This is a genomic window from Parasaccharibacter sp. TMW2.1882, from assembly GCF_023337635.1.
Taxonomy (GTDB): domain Bacteria; phylum Pseudomonadota; class Alphaproteobacteria; order Acetobacterales; family Acetobacteraceae; genus Bombella; species Bombella apis.
The window spans coordinates 990285-1008824 of the sequence record NZ_NWUT01000001.1; the positions used below are offsets into that span (position 1 = coordinate 990285).

Annotated in this window: 16 protein-coding genes; 8 read left to right on the top strand and 8 right to left on the bottom strand. The window is 60.2% G+C overall.

Annotation, left to right across the window (positions count from 1 at the left end; all coding sequences use genetic code 11):
- Positions 1-13 precede the first annotated feature (13 nt).
- From CO583_RS04580 to folD, 3 genes are all read right to left on the bottom strand, one after another.
- Positions 14-1591 (bottom strand): DHA2 family efflux MFS transporter permease subunit, encoded by a 1578-nt coding sequence (locus tag CO583_RS04580; protein ID WP_043562050.1) that lies wholly within the window; start codon positions 1589-1591, stop codon positions 14-16.
- Between the two features lie 8 nt (positions 1592-1599).
- Positions 1600-2715, bottom strand: coding sequence for an HlyD family secretion protein (locus tag CO583_RS04585; protein ID WP_043562047.1), 1116 nt, complete (start codon positions 2713-2715; stop codon positions 1600-1602).
- Between the two features lie 256 nt (positions 2716-2971).
- Positions 2972-3883, bottom strand: a complete 912-nt coding sequence (gene folD / locus CO583_RS04590) for a bifunctional methylenetetrahydrofolate dehydrogenase/methenyltetrahydrofolate cyclohydrolase FolD (RefSeq protein WP_248630301.1) — start codon at positions 3881-3883, stop codon at positions 2972-2974.
- Between the two features lie 140 nt (positions 3884-4023).
- Between folD and CO583_RS04595 the strand changes: the two genes are divergently transcribed.
- Entirely contained in the window at positions 4024-5088 is a 1065-nt protein-coding gene (locus tag CO583_RS04595) for a low specificity L-threonine aldolase (RefSeq protein WP_086431761.1), read from the top strand.
- Positions 5089-5335: 247 nt separating this feature from the next.
- Here the strand turns inward: CO583_RS04595 and CO583_RS04600 are convergent, their stop codons facing one another.
- Positions 5336-6880, bottom strand: coding sequence for a Do family serine endopeptidase (locus CO583_RS04600; RefSeq protein ID WP_043562042.1), 1545 nt, complete (start codon positions 6878-6880; stop codon positions 5336-5338).
- A 190-nt stretch (positions 6881-7070) separates the two neighbouring features.
- Between CO583_RS04600 and CO583_RS04605 the strand changes: the two genes are divergently transcribed.
- On the top strand, positions 7071-7790 hold the full coding sequence (locus CO583_RS04605) for an AzlC family ABC transporter permease (RefSeq protein WP_249103196.1): 720 nt from the start codon (positions 7071-7073) through the stop codon (positions 7788-7790).
- Positions 7787-8089, top strand: a complete 303-nt coding sequence (locus CO583_RS04610; protein ID WP_043562038.1) for an AzlD family protein — start codon at positions 7787-7789, stop codon at positions 8087-8089. The genes CO583_RS04605 and CO583_RS04610 overlap by 4 nt, the downstream gene beginning before the upstream one ends.
- Here the strand turns inward: CO583_RS04610 and CO583_RS04615 are convergent, their stop codons facing one another.
- Entirely contained in the window at positions 8090-8569 is a 480-nt protein-coding gene (locus CO583_RS04615; RefSeq protein ID WP_227431393.1) for a nucleoside deaminase, read from the bottom strand.
- A 111-nt stretch (positions 8570-8680) separates the two neighbouring features.
- Between CO583_RS04615 and CO583_RS04620 the strand changes: the two genes are divergently transcribed.
- From CO583_RS04620 to CO583_RS04635, 4 genes are all read left to right on the top strand, one after another.
- Positions 8681-9460 carry a pseudouridine synthase gene (locus CO583_RS04620; RefSeq protein WP_248630300.1) on the top strand — a complete coding sequence of 260 codons (780 nt, stop codon included), beginning with the start codon at positions 8681-8683 and terminating at the stop codon, positions 9458-9460.
- A gap of 4 nt (positions 9461-9464) precedes the next feature.
- Positions 9465-10112, top strand: coding sequence for an RsmD family RNA methyltransferase (locus CO583_RS04625; RefSeq protein WP_086441407.1), 648 nt, complete (start codon positions 9465-9467; stop codon positions 10110-10112).
- Between the two features lie 97 nt (positions 10113-10209).
- Positions 10210-13233, top strand: a complete 3024-nt coding sequence (locus tag CO583_RS04630; RefSeq protein ID WP_248630299.1) for a DNA translocase FtsK — start codon at positions 10210-10212, stop codon at positions 13231-13233.
- Between the two features lie 3 nt (positions 13234-13236).
- Positions 13237-13998 (top strand): RNA pseudouridine synthase, encoded by a 762-nt coding sequence (locus CO583_RS04635; protein ID WP_248630298.1) that lies wholly within the window; start codon positions 13237-13239, stop codon positions 13996-13998.
- Positions 13999-14003: 5 nt separating this feature from the next.
- Here CO583_RS04635 and CO583_RS04640 read toward each other — a convergent pair whose 3' ends face one another.
- The 3 genes from CO583_RS04640 to CO583_RS04650 form a co-directional block, all read right to left on the bottom strand.
- The gene (locus CO583_RS04640) at positions 14004-15611 is read right to left on the bottom strand and encodes an NAD(P)/FAD-dependent oxidoreductase (protein ID WP_081562670.1); all 1608 of its coding nucleotides are present in this window, start codon (positions 15609-15611) and stop codon (positions 14004-14006) included.
- Positions 15612-15848: 237 nt separating this feature from the next.
- Positions 15849-17114 (bottom strand): 5-demethoxyubiquinol-8 5-hydroxylase UbiM, encoded by a 1266-nt coding sequence (gene ubiM / locus CO583_RS04645; RefSeq protein WP_248630297.1) that lies wholly within the window; start codon positions 17112-17114, stop codon positions 15849-15851.
- A gap of 82 nt (positions 17115-17196) precedes the next feature.
- Positions 17197-17814, bottom strand: a complete 618-nt coding sequence (locus tag CO583_RS04650; RefSeq protein WP_248630296.1) for a nitroreductase — start codon at positions 17812-17814, stop codon at positions 17197-17199.
- Between the two features lie 111 nt (positions 17815-17925).
- Between CO583_RS04650 and hisB the strand changes: the two genes are divergently transcribed.
- Entirely contained in the window at positions 17926-18528 is a 603-nt protein-coding gene (hisB, locus tag CO583_RS04655) for an imidazoleglycerol-phosphate dehydratase HisB (RefSeq protein ID WP_043562024.1), read from the top strand.
- Positions 18529-18540 lie beyond the last annotated feature (12 nt).

The window sequence follows — 18540 nt, forward strand, 5'->3', positions numbered from 1 at the left end:
GGCTGCTCCGCTCTCAATGGCCACCTCCCCCCTGGCCACCGCCCTTCATCGGGGACATGAGGAAGCAGAACGGCACGATACAGAGAGCCATGATCCCCAGGACATTGAAGAGCTGATTATAGGCCAGCATGGCCACCTGCCGCAGAAACTCCTGATACATATGGGCAACGGCAAAAGCATGCGCACGCAGCGGGGCCAGACCATGCGCTTCCGCCAGCTGCTGGACATGGAAAAGATAGTTTCGGAACTCTGGCCGTGAGGCAATGGCGTGTGAGGACACATCCGTCTGCTGAACCTGACGCATTTCCGTCAACGCCGCTGTAGAGAGCGAAATGGCCTGTGACCCGAAATAGTTCCTTACCATACTGAACAGGGCCGAAGCATCGCCGTTCAGCTCCCTCGGCAAGGTCGCATAGGCAATGGTGGAAATGGGCACGAACAGAAAAGCCAGTGGGGCTGTCTGTCTCATGCGGCAAAGTACCAGATACCAGAAGTCCACATCGGAATAGAGCGTGGCTGCGAAGAAGCAGGACAGGGCCATGAAGAAGAAACCCAGCCCGATGAGATACCGGACCTGCACATGCTTCATCAGCATTCCCACAAAGGGAATCAGCACCATCACAGCCATGCCACCCGGTGCCATGAGCTGCCCTGCAATGGTGGCCGTGTAACCCTGCACCTGCTGGGCGAACTGCGGCACGATCACGGCGGACGCATAGAGCAGCACACCCACAGCCCCGATCATGAATGTTCCGAGGGCAAAATTGCGATCCTTCAGCACGCTGAGCCGCAGAAGAGGATTCTTGGCCTTGAGCAGCCAGATGATGGCCCCAAGAGTGCACAGCCCCCCGATAATGGCCATGGTCGTAATGAAAGACGAGCCGAACCAGTCGTCATCCTCACCACGGTCCGCCATGATCTCCAGGCAGCCAAGACCCAGCGAGATCAGACTGATGCCGACAACATCCACCCTCTCCTTCACGGCCTTCACCCATGGCGGATCTTCCACCAGTGCAATCACGGCCATGACCGTCATGATGCCGAAGGGCACGTTGACGTAAAAAATCCATCGCCATGAATAGGTGTCCGTGAGCCATCCTCCTACCAGCGGCCCCAGGACCGGCCCCACCACGATGGCCAGGGCCGTCAGACCGAAGGCTGCGCCACGTTTCTCTGGCGGGAAGATGTCCAGAATGATGGCCTGCTGCACCGGCTGCAATCCACCGCCAAAAAAACCCTGCATCAGGCGGAAAATTACCAGCATGGGAAGAGAAGTGGAGAGACCGCAGAGGAAGGAGGACATGGTGAACATCGCCACGCAGATGAGGAAATACCGTTTCCTTCCAAACCGCTTCGCCAGCCAGCTCGAGATCGTCAGCACGATCCCATTGGCCACGAGGTAGGAGGTCAGCGCCCATGTGGCATCATCGTAAGAGCTGCCCAGCGAACCTGCGATATGCGGCAGAGCCACGTTGACAATTGTGGTATCCAGCACTTCCATGAAGGCTGCCAGCGTCACGACAACCGCCACAAGCCAGGGGTTGTGCCTGGGCTTCCAGTTGTGATGCTCCTCTGTCGATGTGTCAGCCATCGCCGGCCTCACTCATCCACATGGACGGTTGGCTCGACCGACATGCCCAAGGAAAGAGGCCGTTCATCATCAAGCCCGCTGTCGATCAGGATTTTCACGGGAATGCGCTGCACGGTCTTCACGAAGTTCCCCGTTGCATTCTCAGGCGGAAAAGCGCTGAAAGATTCACCGGACCCCTTCTGTATGGTGTCCACATGGCCCTTCAGATGCAGCTGGGGGTAAGCATCCACCTCAATCTCGGCCTTCTGGCCCGGCCGCATGTGGGCAAGCTGGGTCTCCTTGTAATTGGCGACGATCCAGACATCCCTGGCCACGATGGAGAACATCTCCTGCCCTGTCTGCACGAAATTGCCCTGCTCCACCGTACGCTGCGACACCCAGCCATCCCGTGGGGCCCGGATGTCCATCCAGTCCACATTCTGGCGGGCCAGCTCCAGCTCGGCCTGGGCTGATTTCAGCGTGGCCTGTGCCTGTGTGTAATGGGCATAGGCATTGCCAATGTTCGCATCCACCGGCTCAGCCTGTGTCAGCTGCCCCTGTGCCTGAAGAACGGAGGCTGTCGCCTCATCCAGCGCAGCACGGGCATAGTCGATATTCTGCTGGGTCGTAGCAGCACGTTCCACACGATGCTGCCGGACATAATCCGTCTGCGCCCGGAAGAGGCGGGCCTTGGCTTCTTTCAGGGCACCCTGGGCAGCCATCAACTGGCCGGGATAATTCTTCTGCGCCACGGCGTAAGAAAGGTTGTAGGACACCATGTCCGCCTCGGCCTGTGCCACGGCAGCCTCAGCCCGATGCAGTTGTGCCAGATAGTCCCGGCCATCAATCTGCACGAGGAGATCACCCTTGTGCACAAACTGGTTGTCATCCACCAGCAGGCGGGAAACATACCCGCTGACATGCGCCGCAATGGAAATCTTGCGGCCTGTCACATAGGCATCATCCGTCTCGACCTTGTTCCGGTTGAAAAAGAGATACAGCCCGATCCCCAGCACGACCATGACCAGAATAAGGACCAGAATGAGCTTCCGTGCCCCACGGTCCCTGAACGGCCTGCCCGCCTGCTGCTCCTGTCCACCCTGTGTGGCAGACTGCGTATCAGACTGTGTAGCGGACTGTGCCATGGTCACCTCTGGAATATGAAAATCATCCGTCCCCCGTCCTGCCCGGCCAGAAACCTCGTGGCATGATGGGACCAGCAATGCTGTGGGAGAAAAATGACCAGTCGGTCATTCTGTGCATGAACAGGCGATATCCCATCCATGTGGAACAATCAAGCAATTGTTGGGCAATTGCCACGACAGTGCCATCATCTGCCCAGCCATGGCTGCCTTGCGCAGGGCGAAAAGACCATGCGGCAGCCAGGCCAGCAGAACCTGTTCAGCCCTCTGAAGAAGCCCTGCGACGACTCGCTGCCTGAAAGGTATTGTGCAGCAGGCAGGCAATGGTCATCGGCCCGACCCCACCCGGAACAGGCGTGATATGCCCGGCAATCTGGCTTGCCTCCTCAAACACCACATCCCCGACGAGACGGCTCTTGCCCTCCGGGGTCTGCACACGGGTGATGCCCACATCAATGACCGTGGCACCGGGTTTGATCCAGCTTCCCTTCACCAGCCCCGCCTTGCCGGTAGCCACGACGAGAATGTCCGCCTCCCGGGCCAATACCTCGATATTGCGGGTATGGATGTGCGCCACCGTGACCGTACAGTTGGCCCGGAGAAGAAGCTGCGCCATCGGCTTGCCAACCAGATTGGAGGCACCGATGACAACCGCATGCATCCCGGTCATGTCCTCATGGACGGACTGCAACAGCTTGAGACAGCCCAGCGGTGTGCAGGGCACGATGCCATTCTCCATTCCCAGCGCCAGACGGCCCGTATTGACCTCACCCAGACCATCCACGTCCTTGTCAGGATGGATGGCGTTGGTCACGGCAGCAGCATCAATCTGCGGTGGCAGCGGCAGCTGGACGAGAATCCCGTCCACCTTGGGATTGGCATTCAGCTCCTCGATCAGGGCCAGAAGCTCCTCCTGCGAAGTGCTTTCCGGCATCATCTGCATAAAAGACTTCATCCCCGCCCGATGTGTCTGGATCGCCTTGTTCTTGACATACACCTCCGAGGCCGGGTCATTGCCAACCAGAACAACGGCCAGACCGGGCAGCTCATGCCCCTGCTCGACCAGATGTTCAACCTGCTCCCGGATCCCGGCCGTCATGCTGGCGGCCATGGCCTTGCCATCAATCAGTGCCGCCCCGCCATCTGCGTGTACGCTGGATGCTGCCGTCATGCTCAGTAACCCTCTGCCAAACCCGTATTCCCGCCTCTCTATGCCCATTGGACAAGACATGACAAGACCCGATCTTTCCGCTAGAGACTGGAAAACGGAAATGGACAGCCTCTCCAGCCAAAGACGAAGGAACTCACCCCGTGCGTGACGATCTACGCAAGAATTTTGCCAGCGATAATGTGACCCCTGCCTGCCCGGCTGTCATGCAGGCCATCGCTGAAGCCAATACCGGCAATGTTCCTTCCTACGGTCACGACGATCTTTCCCTGGCCCTGAACCAGCGTTTCGGAGATGTCTTCGAGGCAGAGGTTGCCGTTTTCCCCGTCACGACAGGGACGGCGGCCAATTCACTGGCCCTCTCGGCCATGGTGCCACCCTATGGCAGTGTCCTCTGCGACCAGAGCGCCCACATCAACACCGAGGAAGGTGGTGCGCCGGAATTCTTCATGCAGGGGGCCAAGCTGGTCGGCCTTCCCTCTCCAGAGGGACGGATGGACCCGGCCAGTCTGCCCCCCACTCTCCAGCTGAACCGCAGCAAGGGTGTTCTGGCCCCCCCTTTTACGGCCCTCTCCCTGACACAGGCCACGGAATGGGGTACGACCTATTCCTGCGAGACCATTGCCGCCCTGTCGGAAAGTGCCCATGACCACGGGCTGACCGTTCACATGGATGGTGCCCGGCTGGGCAATGCCATTGCCCATCTGGAATGCAGCCCCGCCGACACCACCTGGAAGGCGGGCATCGATGTCCTGAGCTTTGGCGGCACCAAGGCAGGAGCCATGGCCGCTGAAGCCATTGTCTTCTTCCTCAATGACCGGACCCGCCCAATGGTGGATACCATGACCCGCCGCATCAAACGGGGAGGGCATCTATGGTCCAAACAGCGGTTTCTCTCAGCCCAGCTTCTGGCCCTGCTGCATGACGGCCTCTGGCTGGGAAACTGCCGCCACGCCAATGCCATGTGCCAGCGTCTGCGCCACGGGCTGTACAAACACCCTGCCGTAAACCTGCCCTTTGCCACGGAGAGCAACGAAATCTTTGCTGTCCTGCCAGAAGCACAGGTAAAGCAGCTCCACTCCGAGGGCTACGCATTCTACACCTACCCCACTCCCCAAGGAGTCCCGGGGCAGCTGGTCCGGTTTGTCACCAGCTTCTACACACGCCCTGAAGATGTGGATGCCCTGCTGGAAAGTCTCATCAGCTGACAGGCCGCCAGACAGCACGACCATGAACCAGAGCCCGGAAGCAGCAGCGCCCTGACAGGCCATCACGGCACTGGGTCGCTGGATTTACGGGAAGTCCAGCCAGAGGGCCACATGGCCATCCATTCTGGTAAATGGTCCCCGCTGCCGGGACTGGAGCAGACCATACGGAAAATCCTGCCCTTCCCGTTACGGAAGAGCAGGATTTGCACGGCAGTCTCAGAAAGACAGCAGAAACCGGGCCGGTATCTTACTGGCTGTCCTCGCCATCTTCATCACCATCCCCCGAACCATCCGGAGAAACGGCCACAAAGAGCTGCTGGCCATCCCGCAGGATCCGCAGCAGCGGAGGCTGATGCTGCCTGAGCGCCTTCTGCACCAGCGCGACCACGGCATGGGGATTGGCTGTCATCTGGTTACCTACCGCCACGATGATGTCCCCGGGGCGGATGCCCGCATGGTCGGCAGGGCTGCCCTGCCCCACATCGGCCACAACACAGCCCTGCACGCTGTCATCCAGCCCCAGCTCCTGACGGATCTTGGGCGTGAGCACGCCAAGAGCCAGCCCGAGCTTGCCAGACGGCGCTTCTGCCGTGCTGCCATCCGTACCGGCCCCTTCCTGCCCGCTACGCGCCTGATTGCCGACCGTAACGGTCAGGGACACCGTCTTGCCATCCCGCAGCACGGTAAATGTCCCCTTGGAACCCGGCGCCATGGACACGACCTTCACGGCGAGGTCGTGCGCACTGCGGACATCATGACCATCCAGCGACAGGACCACATCGCCACTCTTCAGCCCGGCCCTGTCTGCCGGTCCTCCCTTGATGAGATTGGCCACCAGCGCCCCATGGGACGGGGCACCGGGATGGTCGCTGCTGACCAGCCCAAGGGCACGGGCCATGGTCGGGGTGATGTCCTGCGTCTCCACACCGATGAAGCCACGCACCACATGGCCAGTAGCCCGCAGCTGATCCACCACCGAGCGCACCGTGGCGGACGGAATGGCAAAACCAATCCCGATGGACCCGCCACCATTGGGCGACATGATCATGGAATTGACACCAATCACCTTGCCATCCAGCGTGATGAGCGGGCCACCGGAGTTGCCGTGATTGATGGGCGCATCCACCTGTATGAAGTCGTTATAGGCACCGGAATGGAGGTCACGCCCCAGAGCGGAAATGATGCCCGCCGTCACCGTACCGCCCAGACCGTACGGATTGCCGACGGCCACGACCCACTGCCCCGGCTGCACGTCGTCAGAATTGCCCAGCTCGACATAAGGCAGATGGTCGGCCTTCACACGCAGCAGGGCAATGTCCGTCTTGGCGTCATGACCGATGACCTTTGCTGGCATGGTCGTCCCGTCATCCAGCTTCACGCTGACCTTCGTGGCACCATTAATGACATGGTTGTTGGTCACGATGTAGCCATCAGCCGAAATGATGAAACCCGACCCCCGAGCCTCCACCATGCGGTTGGACGGCATACCCGGCATCATCTGGAACGGGAAGGGAAAGGACGGGAACGGGAATGAAAACCCCTGCGGCCCGCCATTCCCTCCGGATGGTCCCCCTTCTTCATCATCAGCGCCCTCGCGGATATGGGCCGTGATGGACACGACTGCCGGTTTGACCTGTTTTACGATCTGCACAAAGTCGGGAATCCCCTGCCCGCCCGACATCTGCGGACGGATGGGAGCATTCTGGGCCACGGCAGGCAGCGGAAGGCTGGCCAGACCCAACACGGGCAGCATGGCCATGCATGCCAGAGACAGACGGGAAGGCGATTTCATCGCAGAGATTTCCTGACGCTAGATGTTAAACTCTTATCAACTGGAACTGTCCTACTAGATAGGAACAGGGCAGGCCGCTCTGCAAGCAAGTGCCACATAAAAGAAATGTAAGGCATGGCCAGCCATGCCCCTCTCCGGCCCTTTCCCAAGGCTCTTGCTGACAGGGCGGCATGATTTTACAACAGGCACCATGCAGACCACATCCCCCCCCATCAGGCAGGGCACATTCTGGCCGGAATTTCTCCGGGGCATGAAGACATCCCTGCCGCTGCTCATCGCCTTCGTGCCGTTCGGCCTCCTTCTGGGCAGCAGAGCCGTACAGAAGGGGTTCTCCATTGTGGAAGTTCCCCTGCTGACAGGCCTCAACTTTGCTGGTGGGTCAGAATTCGCCGCTGTCGGCCTCTGGTCCATTCCCCCTGCCATCCTGCTGCTGGCCGGGGTGACCTTCCTCATCAACAGCCGTCACATTCTCATGGGGGCAACGCTGGCCCCGCATCTGCGCCATCTGCCTCGCTGGAAGATCTTTCTGCTGCTCTTCTTCATGTGTGACGAGGTCTGGGCGCTCACGCTGGCTGACCTGCATGACAGGCCGGGATGCCGCTTCAGCACCGGCTTCTATGGCGGCATCACGGTCTGCCTGTATTTCTGCTGGCTCATTTTCACCTTCATGGGCGGCTATACAGGCAACCTGCTGGGTGACATGACCCGCTACGGCGTGGACATGGCCTTTCCCGCCGTCTTCATCATGCTGCTGAAGGGCATGTGGAAAGGGGCCCGCAATGCCCTGCCATGGTGTGTCAGCCTTGGCGTTGCCGTGCTGGTCTATCACCTGCTGCCCGGAGCCTGGTATGTCCCGGCTGGAACGCTGGCCGGAATCATCACGGCCCTGCTGGTGGTGAGGGGCGCATGATCCTCCATCTCCCTGCCCTGCTGGCCATTATCGTCATGGCTCTGGTGACGTACCTGACACGCATCAGCGGCTATCTGCTGCTCGCAGGCCGCTGCCTCTCGCCCCGCATGCAGGCCATCATGGACATCGTGCCCGGCTGCGTGCTGGTAGCCGTCATTGCCCCGGACTTTGCCACAGGCCGCCCGGCGGACATTCTGGGACTGCTCGCCACCATTCTGGCCGCCACACGTTTCTCCCTCCTGCCCACCATGCTCTGCGGAATCATCACGACGGGGCTGCTCCGGGCCGTACTGGGGTAATCAGTCCCTCTGCCGCAGCACCCGGAAGAAACGCCGAAGCTGCGCTCCGGCCTCACGTTCCCGCACACCACTGATGATCTCCCCGGGCCGGTGCAGGCAGCCCGGCCGGGCAAAAAGACGGGGCCCATGGTCCACCCCTCCCCCCTTGGGGTCGTAAGCGCCATAGATCACGCGACTGAGCCGGAAATGGGTGATGGCCGCAGCACACATCGGGCAGGGTTCCAGCGTCACGACCAGCGTGCAGCCTTCCAGCCGGGCCGTGCCACAATGGCGTGCTGCCTGCCTCATGGCCAGCAGCTCGGCATGAGCGCTGGCATCGTGATGATCCTCAACATGGTTGCGGGCCATGGCCAGAACATGCCCCTGCCCATCCAGCACTACGGCCCCGACAGGCACCTCCCCCATGCGGGCAGCCTCATCCGCCAGGGCCAGGGCCTGCTGCATGGCCTGCTGTGTTGTCATGACGGCGGGAAAAGACATGCACACGCACCCCTGATACTGGAAAACCAACCACAAAATCCCTCCCTGACTGCTTTATAGAGCCGTAAATGGATTGCCAAGGAAAGGCCGGACACTGTATGTCCGCAGGTTATGAAAGATGTTGCATCCCCTTCCTCCGAAACACAGCGTGGTGAACGCATTGCCAAGGCTCTGGCCCGCCGCGGGGTGGCCAGCCGCCGTGACATCGAACGGATGATAGGGGAAGGCCGCATCACCCTTGGTGGCAGCCCGGTCACCCATCCAGCCACTTTCATCCAGCCGGGTGATGTTGTCTGCGTGGATGGCAAGCCCGTGGACCCGCCCCAGCGGACCCGCCTCTGGCGCTATCACAAGCCCGCCGGGCTGGTCACGACCCATCACGACCCGGAAGAACGCCGCACGGTTTTCGACTCCCTGCCCGCCGCCATGCCCCGTGTTGTCAGCGTGGGACGGCTGGACCTGAACTCCGAGGGACTGCTGCTGCTGACCAATGATGGCGGCCTGGCCCGTGAGCTGGAACTGCCCTCCCGCCAGTGGATCCGCCGTTACCGTGTCCGTGTTTTCGGTCTTGTGGATGAACGGCGGCTGAAAGAGCTTGCAAAAGGCTGTGTGCTGGATGGTGTGCAGTATGGTCCCATCGAGGCAACGCTGGATTCCTCCAAAGGGGACAATTCATGGCTGACCGTCAGCCTGCGGGAGGGCAAGAACCGCGAAATCCGCAAGGTCATGATGGGCATGAACCTCCATGTCAGCCGCCTCATCCGCCTCTCCTACGGCCCCTTCAGCCTTGGCACTCTCAAACCCCATGAGCTGGAAGAGGTCTCGCACAAGACCCTGCTGGAGCAGATTCCGGGCCTGAAGTCCGGCAGGCCCGGCAGGACACGGTCCTGACACCATGAGGATCATTGCCGGTACAGCCCGCAACCGTCGCCTTCAGGTCCCCGCAGGGATGACCACCCGCCCGACAGCCCAGCGCGCCCGGCAGACCCTCTTTGACATGCTCATGCATGCTCCCTGGTTTGGCCGGGATGAGCTGGAAAAAGCGCTGGTACTGGATGCCTTCGCCGGTACGGGTGCCCTAGGGCTGGAGGCCCTCTCCCGTGGGGCACGGTTTGCCACCTTCATGGAAGGAAGCCGTCCCGGCATTGCCGCCCTCCAGGCCAATCTCCGCAGCTGCGGCATGGCGGACCGTGCCCGCCTGCGCCATTGTGACGTAACCCATCCCCCCAAGGCGCCTCAGCCTCATACGCTCATTTTTCTCGACCCTCCCTATCACAAAGGGCTGGTGCAGAAGGGCCTGCGCACATTGTGGCGTGCAGGCTGGGTGGCTGACGGAGCCCTGATTGTTGCAGAAACGGAAACCACGCCTCTCCAGAATGATGGCCGGGACCCTGAAGAGCCCTTCCAGCCCTTCCATGCCCATCTCCTGCCCAGCCTTGCGGCTCCCCCGCCAGAACTGCTGGCACAGCGCAGTTTCGGCGCTGCCACACTGCATGTCTGGCGCCATGATGGCAGTGTCAAAGGCAGCCGCCCTGTGCCCTGATCCGGGCGAACGGGTGGTTCCGCTTTCCAGAATCAGTCCGGACAGGCTATATTGCGGGCCGATCATGCCTTCCTGACCCGCCAGAGGATCTGCCCCTGTGCTTTCCCGCTTTCGCCTTCCCGCCAAGCTGCGTGCCATCCTGCCTGCCTCACGGCGCAGCCATGCCAGCACCGTTGACCCATTTCCCGGGCATGACATGGCGGACGACACCCTGGACATTCCCGCATGGCATGACTCCCCCTTTTCCCGCATCCTCTCGGCACGGATGATGGAAATACTGGCTGTCATTCTCCTCATCATGGCACTGGCGATTGCGGCTTCCCTTTTCAGCTTCAACCCGCATGATCCCTCCTTCAACACCGCCACAGGCACTGAACCAACCAATCTGCTCGGACGTTTCGGAGCCACCATTGCCGATGGGCTGATGCAGCTGCTCGGCCTGGCAGGCATTGTCCCTGTCCTCGTCCTGCTGGCATGGACGTGGCAGCTCCTGCGCCATCACCATCTTGGCCTGCCTCTGCTCCGCCTCGTAGCTGCGGCACTGTTCTGTCCGGCCGCCGCAATGACGATCGGCCTGTTACAGCTGACCGTTCCCGGGCTGGGCATTGCCTGGCCCACCAGCAGCGGGCTGGGAGGGGAAACCGGCGTTTTCTTTGCCCAGAAGCTGTTGAATCTTGTCTCGGGTGAAACTGGCAGCATGGGGGGCATTCTCTCCATCCTGATCAGCCTTGCCATACTGGCCGTCTTCTGTCCCCTGTCCATGGGGCTGCAGGGGCGGGAGTGGCGCTCCGTTGGCCGCGGCCTCAGCGCCCTGGTGCGCCTCCCTGTCAGGGCCCTGCTCCGCTCCCGCAGAGCAACCCCCGAGGCAGAACGGCATGTCGCTTATCCTTCAGGCTCTGGCGGTCCCATCCGCCATGGACGCCCGGCCATGGGAAATGCCCCTCTTCCATCCGGTTTCATCATGCGCAACCTCAGCCGACAGGCAGAGCGGACAGCACCAGCCCCCACCGGCACCACGCCATGGTCCCCCATGCAGCAGGGGGCGGCCCCCTGGCAGAAGCCCTCTTCCGCCCAGACACAACCCCCTCCCCGGCCTGACCCGGTCCCTGTCCAGGAAGAAGACGCCCTTCAGGCCACACAGCCGGAAGACGAGGCCGACAATCCCTATGCCCGTATGCTGGCCCATATCCGCCACGACCCCGGGCGGACAAGCACGGTCCAGCGCCGCCATGCGGAAGAGACCCATGACGACATCTCCGGCGCCCCCTTGGATATCCAGCCACAGGAACTTTCCGGTCCGGCACAGCAGCCCGGCTTCCTGAAGCGCTTCATGGCCGCCACCAGCCCGGCGACTGGTGCCGGGTCGGGCTCTTCCGGCATGGTGGAAGAAACAGCCTACAATGCTGCTCCCACCATGCAGGCAGCTACGGATCATGCAGTCGGCATGAACGGGGCTCCGGCCCATGAAGGCTCCATGCAACCGGGCGGGGCATCTGTCATGCCACCACGCCCTGTTCCGCCACCACCCGGTATGGCTCCGGGACCACTGCCCGGCATGACAGCCCCTTCCGCTTGGCTGCCACCTTCCATTGGCCTGCTCAACCCGCTGCCAGACCAGAACGAAACTGGTCCTTCCGAAGAGGCTCTCCAGGCCAATGCCCAGATGCTGGAAAAAGTGCTGGATGATTACGGCGTACAGGGAACCATTACCGATTACCGGGCCGGGCCAGTCGTCACACTCTATGAACTGGAGCCAGCCCCTGGCGTGCGCTCCTCCCGGGTGATCGGACTGGCTGATGACATCGCCCGCACCCTTGCCGTGCTGAGCGTCCGCATCGCCACAGTGCCGGGCCGGAATGTCATCGGGATTGAGGTCCCCAACAAGACCCGTGAGACAGTCTATTTCCCTGAGCTTCTGCTCTCACCGGCCTGGAAAGAAAACCGCAGCAAGCTGCCACTGGCCCTTGGCAAGGACATTGCCGGGGAGCCCATCATGGCCGATCTGGCACGGATGCCGCATCTGCTCGTGGCCGGAACGACCGGGTCCGGCAAGTCAGTCGGGATCAACGCCATGATCCTCTCGCTGCTCTACCGGCTCAGCCCGGAAGACTGCCGCCTCATCATGATCGACCCGAAGATTCTGGAGTTGTCCATCTATGACGGCATCCCGCATCTGATGACCCCGGTGGTGACCGAACCACCCAAGGCTGTCAGTGCTCTGAAATGGGCCGTACAAGAAATGGACCGCCGTTATCGCCTGATGGCGGATCATGGTGTGCGGAATATCAGCAGTTACAATGACCGGATACGCCACCTGAAAGCCTCCGGTGAAACACCTACCCGCCGCATCCAGACAGGCTACGACCCGGAAACGGGCCGCCCCGTTTTTGACGAACATCGCCTGCCATTGGAACACCTCCCCTACATCGTCATCGTCATTGATGAGATGGCTGACCTGATGATGGTGGCCGGTAAAGAGATTGAAGCTTCCGTGCTGCGTCTGGCCCAGAAAGCCCGTGCCGCTGGCGTGCATGTCATCATGGCCACGCAGCGTCCTTCTGTTGATGTGATCACCGGAACGATCAAGGCCAACTTCCCAACCCGCATTTCCTTCCAGGTCACCAACAAATACGACAGCCGCACCATTCTGGGTGAGCAGGGGGCCGAACAGCTTCTTGGCCGGGGTGACATGCTCTTCATGCAGGGTGGTGCCCGCATCACCCGTGTGCATGGGCCGTTCATCAGTGATGAAGAGGTCGAAGCCGTGGTGGCCGACCTGCGCTCCAAAGGCTCCCCTGTCTACAACACCGAGGTGCTGGCTGACGAACAGGAAGAGGAAGAGGCATCCTCCAGCAGCAAAGGGAGCGGCAAAGGTTCTGATGAAGATCAGGACAGTGCCCTTTATGAACAGGCAACAGAACTTGTCGTCCGGGCCCAGAGGGCATCCACCAGCTTCGTGCAGCGCCATCTCCGCATAGGCTATAACAGGGCTGCCAACATCATCGACCAGATGGAGAGGGAAGGTATCATCAGCGCTGCCAACCATGTGGGAAAACGGGATGTTCTGGCAACAAAGGCCTCTCTGGGGCTGGACCGGCACGATCCTGATGACGAGGACTGACCCGTGGCGCCCCCTCCCCTCTTCCAGCCCGGAAAGAAGCTGCCCCTCCTCTGGGAGGACCGTCATTTTGTCGTCATCAACAAGCCGGCAGGACTTGCCGCCCATCCCGGCCCCAAAGTCCAGGACAGTGTCGAGAGCCGTCTGCTCCCCCAGAAGCGGGGCGGCCCGTGGCTGGTCCACCGGCTGGATGCTGATACGGCAGGGTGCCTTCTCATAGCCCGACGCAAATCAGCCCTTGTTGCTGCACAGAAGGCCTTTGCCACACATGAAACCATCAAACGGTACTGGGCACTGGTTGAAGGACATCCCACCAGACAGCAGGGCACCCTCACAACCCTGCTACGACGTGTTTCCTCAGTCCGGCAGGGATGGAAAATGGTCTCCGACCCCATGCCCGAAACAGTACACCCTTCCCAGACTGACCAGGGCCGTCTGGCCCGGACATCATGGCGTGTTCTGGCCAGTGACGGAACATCCAGCCTGCTGGAGCTGACCCTCCATACAGGACGGACCCACCAGGCCCGTGTCCATTGCGCCGCACTGGGCACGCCCATCATCGGGGATGGTCTTTATGGCAGCCGCCATGATGCAGGCCGGATGCGTCTGCTCGCCCGCTCCCTGGAAGTGCCCGTCAGGCTGGTCTCTCCACCGGAAACGGACAGAACCGTCCCCCGGCTCGCCAGCTCATGCCGCATAAAGGCCACAGCAGGAGACGTGGAACTGGAGCGGTTCCTCCAGGCCCACGCCATCCCAGCCAGACCGTAATATCCTCAGGCAGAATGGAACAGATCAGCTTCCAGCTGGTCCGGGTTATCCCTGTAACGCTCGGGGTCCGTCTGTTCCGTAATGGCAAAATAGGCCCCGTTCTTTATGAAATCCATATAGTTGCGGCCTGATTTCAGATAATGGAAAACGCACCAGAGCAGATTGCAGTTCTTTTCCAGAATGGGAAATACCCGCTCTTTCTCATGATAGGGGATATCCATTTCCGGGACGAAGGCATGATATGTATCCGCATTGAGCGGCATGTAATCGTACCCGTCCACCCCATTGTTCTTGAACTCGTCAGACGCCAGGAGCTGGATCAGCTGAAAATAGATACCTCCACCCTCCTCAAGATAAAACAGGACCCTGTCCCGGAATACCGGGTCTTCATCCACAAACATGGACTCCAAGGAGTTATGCACGATGGTGGCCAATATCGGGAAATAGACGGCCATGTCGACGTTATATTTTGAACAGATGTAGTACCAGCGGTCTTTCCGTGAGTAGAAATCCGTGAAGGTGGCGGCAAACCCCCTCATGACATCGCTTATGAACCGGTTGGCCCCCTGGATGCGCTGATGGATCTCCTGGCCAGCACGTTCTGCGAGGATCAGCTCTGTCAGGATCGTATTCTGCATGCCAATCAGGTCAAATCCATTGGAATAGTAGGGGTCCCATATTCCGTAGGCATCCCCCACCAGAGCCCAGCGCTCATCACTCACCCAATAATCAGACTGGGTAGCAAACCGCCTCAAGATCCTGAAGTCCATGATGGGAAACTGTTCCTCATCAAGATAATCCATCAGGACCCGGACATTGTCTCTCAACCAGAGCTTTGTCTTCTCCCATGTGGCGAGATCCTGGAACTCGTACATGTTCTCATCAAAAATGATGCCGACACTTGTCACGTTCTCGGAAAGACGCAGGATCCATACCCAGTACCCTACACCTTCCAGATGAATGGAGCTCCATGACCGATTCTCCGTCGTGAAAGGGTTGTCGCTGGTCAGTGGCAGAAAATCATCCACATTGACACCACCCCCAACCCGGAACCAGACAGACGAATGGTTGAGTGGCAACCTGTGTGTGAGGTCGAATTTACGGGCCAGCAGCTTCTTCAGCCCGGCAGCATCAACAAGCCAGTGCGCTTTCAACGTTCTGGAACTTTTATCATTCCTGTCCAGAACATGAACGTGCTTTTCACCATCAACCGTTTCGAAATCAAGATATTTATGGTTCAGGTAAAAATCCACCTTGTCTTTGACAAGGTCAAAAAGATCATTCTCAAGCTTCCCACGCTCGAAATGAAAGGCATGGTTGGGAGTGAAATTATTGTAACCCATTTCCTGATAGGATGATTCATTGATCTTGAAAAAACGCATTCCCAGCTTCCGCGGGTAACGCTCCTTCATGAATTCCTTCAGCCCGAGCATCTGATCAAAATAAACAGCCCCTATTTCATTGAAGGACTCACCGACCTTGTCTGATATGTCATCGAGGGGAAAGGAAGAATCATGCACAATGGCAATGCGCAGGTCACTGGACTTTTTCCTGAGCTGATAGGCCAGTGTCAGTCCAGCAAATCCCGCACCAATAATAAGGACGTCATACATCACAACTCACCCTGTACTCCACACATGACGCAACTGCCAGCTTCTGGAACCTGACAATCAGATACACTGGGCTGTCCCGATCCGTTCATCCCACATTGTCATATGGGACAGCTTCCTTCACCGGATTGCTCCCACGACCAGTATCACCGTGGAAAGCCATATCAGGCAAGTCATTTTGTTAATTAAAAATAAACCATTCCCACAGAGGGAATCTGATCCCCTGAACAGGCATGAACCTCACACGGGGTCCATCAGCATCCGCGTCACGGCCTTCTTGAAAGGGGCCAGACGGTTGGCCAGCATAAGTCCGGCCCGGCGGGCCAGAGGGAATGGTCCATCATCCCGGGTGTAGGCCACAGCAATGGCATTGGTCGCCGTAAAGAGCGGGAAAGTTGCCTTGCGATGTCGCCGCTCAAAACGCTGGAGCGACGCCGCATCACCCGGGTCCCCAGGTCCAGCGCTCAACTCCTGCACCAGTGTTTCCTGCCCCCGGATGCCGAAATTGAAACCATGTGCCGTAATGGGGTGCATACCCACGGCAGCATCACCAATCAGGGCCACACGGGGAGCCTGAAAGCGATGGGCATAGACGGCCTTGAGCGGGTAGGTGATACGGTCGCTCATCACCCGCAGGAGGCCGAGCCGTTCATCCGTCCGACGGGTGATCTCGGCATTGAAATCATCCGGGGCCGCTACACGAAGTCGGGCAATATCATCCGGCGGCAGGGTCAGCACCAGAGACGAAATATCGCCCATACCCCCATCCGGGGCGACCGGCAGGAGGGCGATCGTCTGGCGTTCATCAAACCATTGCAGGGCCGTATTGTCATGCGGTGTAAGGTGCCGCATCCGGCAGACAAGGATGCTCATGCCGAAATCATGCACGATGGCCCCGATCCCGGCCAGCTCCCGTATCTGGGAGAAGCGGCCATCCGCCCCGACCAGAAGACGGGCCTGCATGGCCCGCCCATCCGACAGCCGGACCTGCACGGCATCCCGCCCGGTCTGATACCCTGTCACGCCTGTCTGGCAGAACAGGGTGATGCCCTCTGTCCGGCTCACGACACGATGAAGGGCACGACGGATGAGATGATTGGCCACCAGAAAGCCCAGCGGTTCACCTTCTGGCCCCGCATCGGACGAGGCAGCCCCTCCCCCATCCGGCGCATGGAAAATGAGAGGAGGGCCGCCCAGACTGCCACTCTCTACCCGGGCGACATCAAGGGGGCAGATGGCCTCTGCCGGAATCTCGTCCCAAACGCCATGCTGTTTCAGCCAATGCACGGTATGGTGGGTCAGGGCAATTTCCCGCCCATCGAAGGACGGAGCCTCCAGCACGCTGCAGGGAGCTTTTTCCACCACGCTCACCTGCCAGCCTTCCCGGGCAAAAGACAGGGCGGCCGCCAGACCGGCAGGACCACCACCAGCGATCACCACATCACAGGCGGCCCCCCCCTTCTGCTCTGGCCCCTCTGCCTGATGCTCATTACCATGTCGTGTCATGATGCAGCCCCTGTCCCCCAGTTCTCCCTGGTCACGGCTTTAACCTACCAGGCATGCCCCGGCAAGCAGCCCGTCCCCGTCCTCAGCGTTGCCTGTCATCCGCACCGAATGTGACAGGTGTCTGCCCATCCCAGAAAGCCACATGATCACCCACATCCGGGCGGCCATGGGCCCGTTCCGGCTTTTCTGGCGTACCGACAAGCAGGAACCCCGCAAGCCGGTGCGGGGCCTCCAGCCCCAGCTGGCTAAGCAGGGACCGGTCCTCACAGAACCTCCCGCTGATCCATACCCCTCCGAATCCTTCCATGTGCAGGGCATTGAGGACATTCATGGCCCCGGCGGCCACAGCCATTTCCTGCTCCATGACAGGAACCTTGTGCTCCGGCCGGAGATGCATCCCCAGTGCAATGACCATCGGCGTCTCGGAAAAACGCCTGCGCCGCTTCTCACGCTTCTTCTCCGGGGCATCAGGCTCCTGCCGGGCCACGGCGGCAACAACATGTCCGGCAAAGGCCGGGCGGGCATCGCCAGCAATCACCACATACCGCCACGGGCAGAGATGCCCATGATCCGGAGCCCTCAGCCCGGCGGAGAGGATGCGGGCCAGCACCTCTCCCTGCGGAGCCGGAGCGACCAGATCGCCTGTCGAGGAACGCTCCAGCAACACATCAAGCGGGGAAACGGATGAAGCCTGCGCCATGATGACGGCTCTCCTGAAAATCTTGTCATGGTCTGTTAACTGGACAGTCTCACCCACAGCGTCACAATAAGCAAGTTTGGAAAGCAGCCCATATTGGTATAGCAGAAAGACATGACGACTCAGACATCACGAACCGCCACATTGAATCGCCAGACAGGCGAGACCGACATCGCCCTTTCCCTCGCCATTGACGGACACGGGAAGAACAGCATCCAGACAGGCATCGGCTTCTTCGACCACATGCTGGATGCCCTGGCCCGGCATGGCGGGCTGGACCTCACCGTACAGGTGAAAGGCGACCTCCATATTGATGACCACCACACCATCGAGGATGTGGGCATCACGCTGGGAGAGGCCCTCCACAAGGCCATCGGCGACAAGCGGGGCATCGAACGTTTCGGCTCTGCCCTTGTCCCTCTGGATGAAGCGCTCTGTGAAGCGGTTGTGGACATTTCAGGCCGCCCCTTCCTGGCCTGGAACATCACCTTCCCCCGTGAGATGATCGGCGCCATGGCCACGGAAATGGTGGAAGAGTTTTTCCGTGCTCTCTGCATGTCCGCCCGCATCACCGTGCACATGAATGGCCGTGCCGGAACCAATGCCCACCACATTGCCGAAAGTGCCTTCAAATCCTTCGCCCGGGCCCTGCGCATGGCGCTCTCCCGCGACCCCCGCAGCGCCGGGCAGATTCCATCCACCAAAGGGGTGCTGTAAGGCTCCCTCACG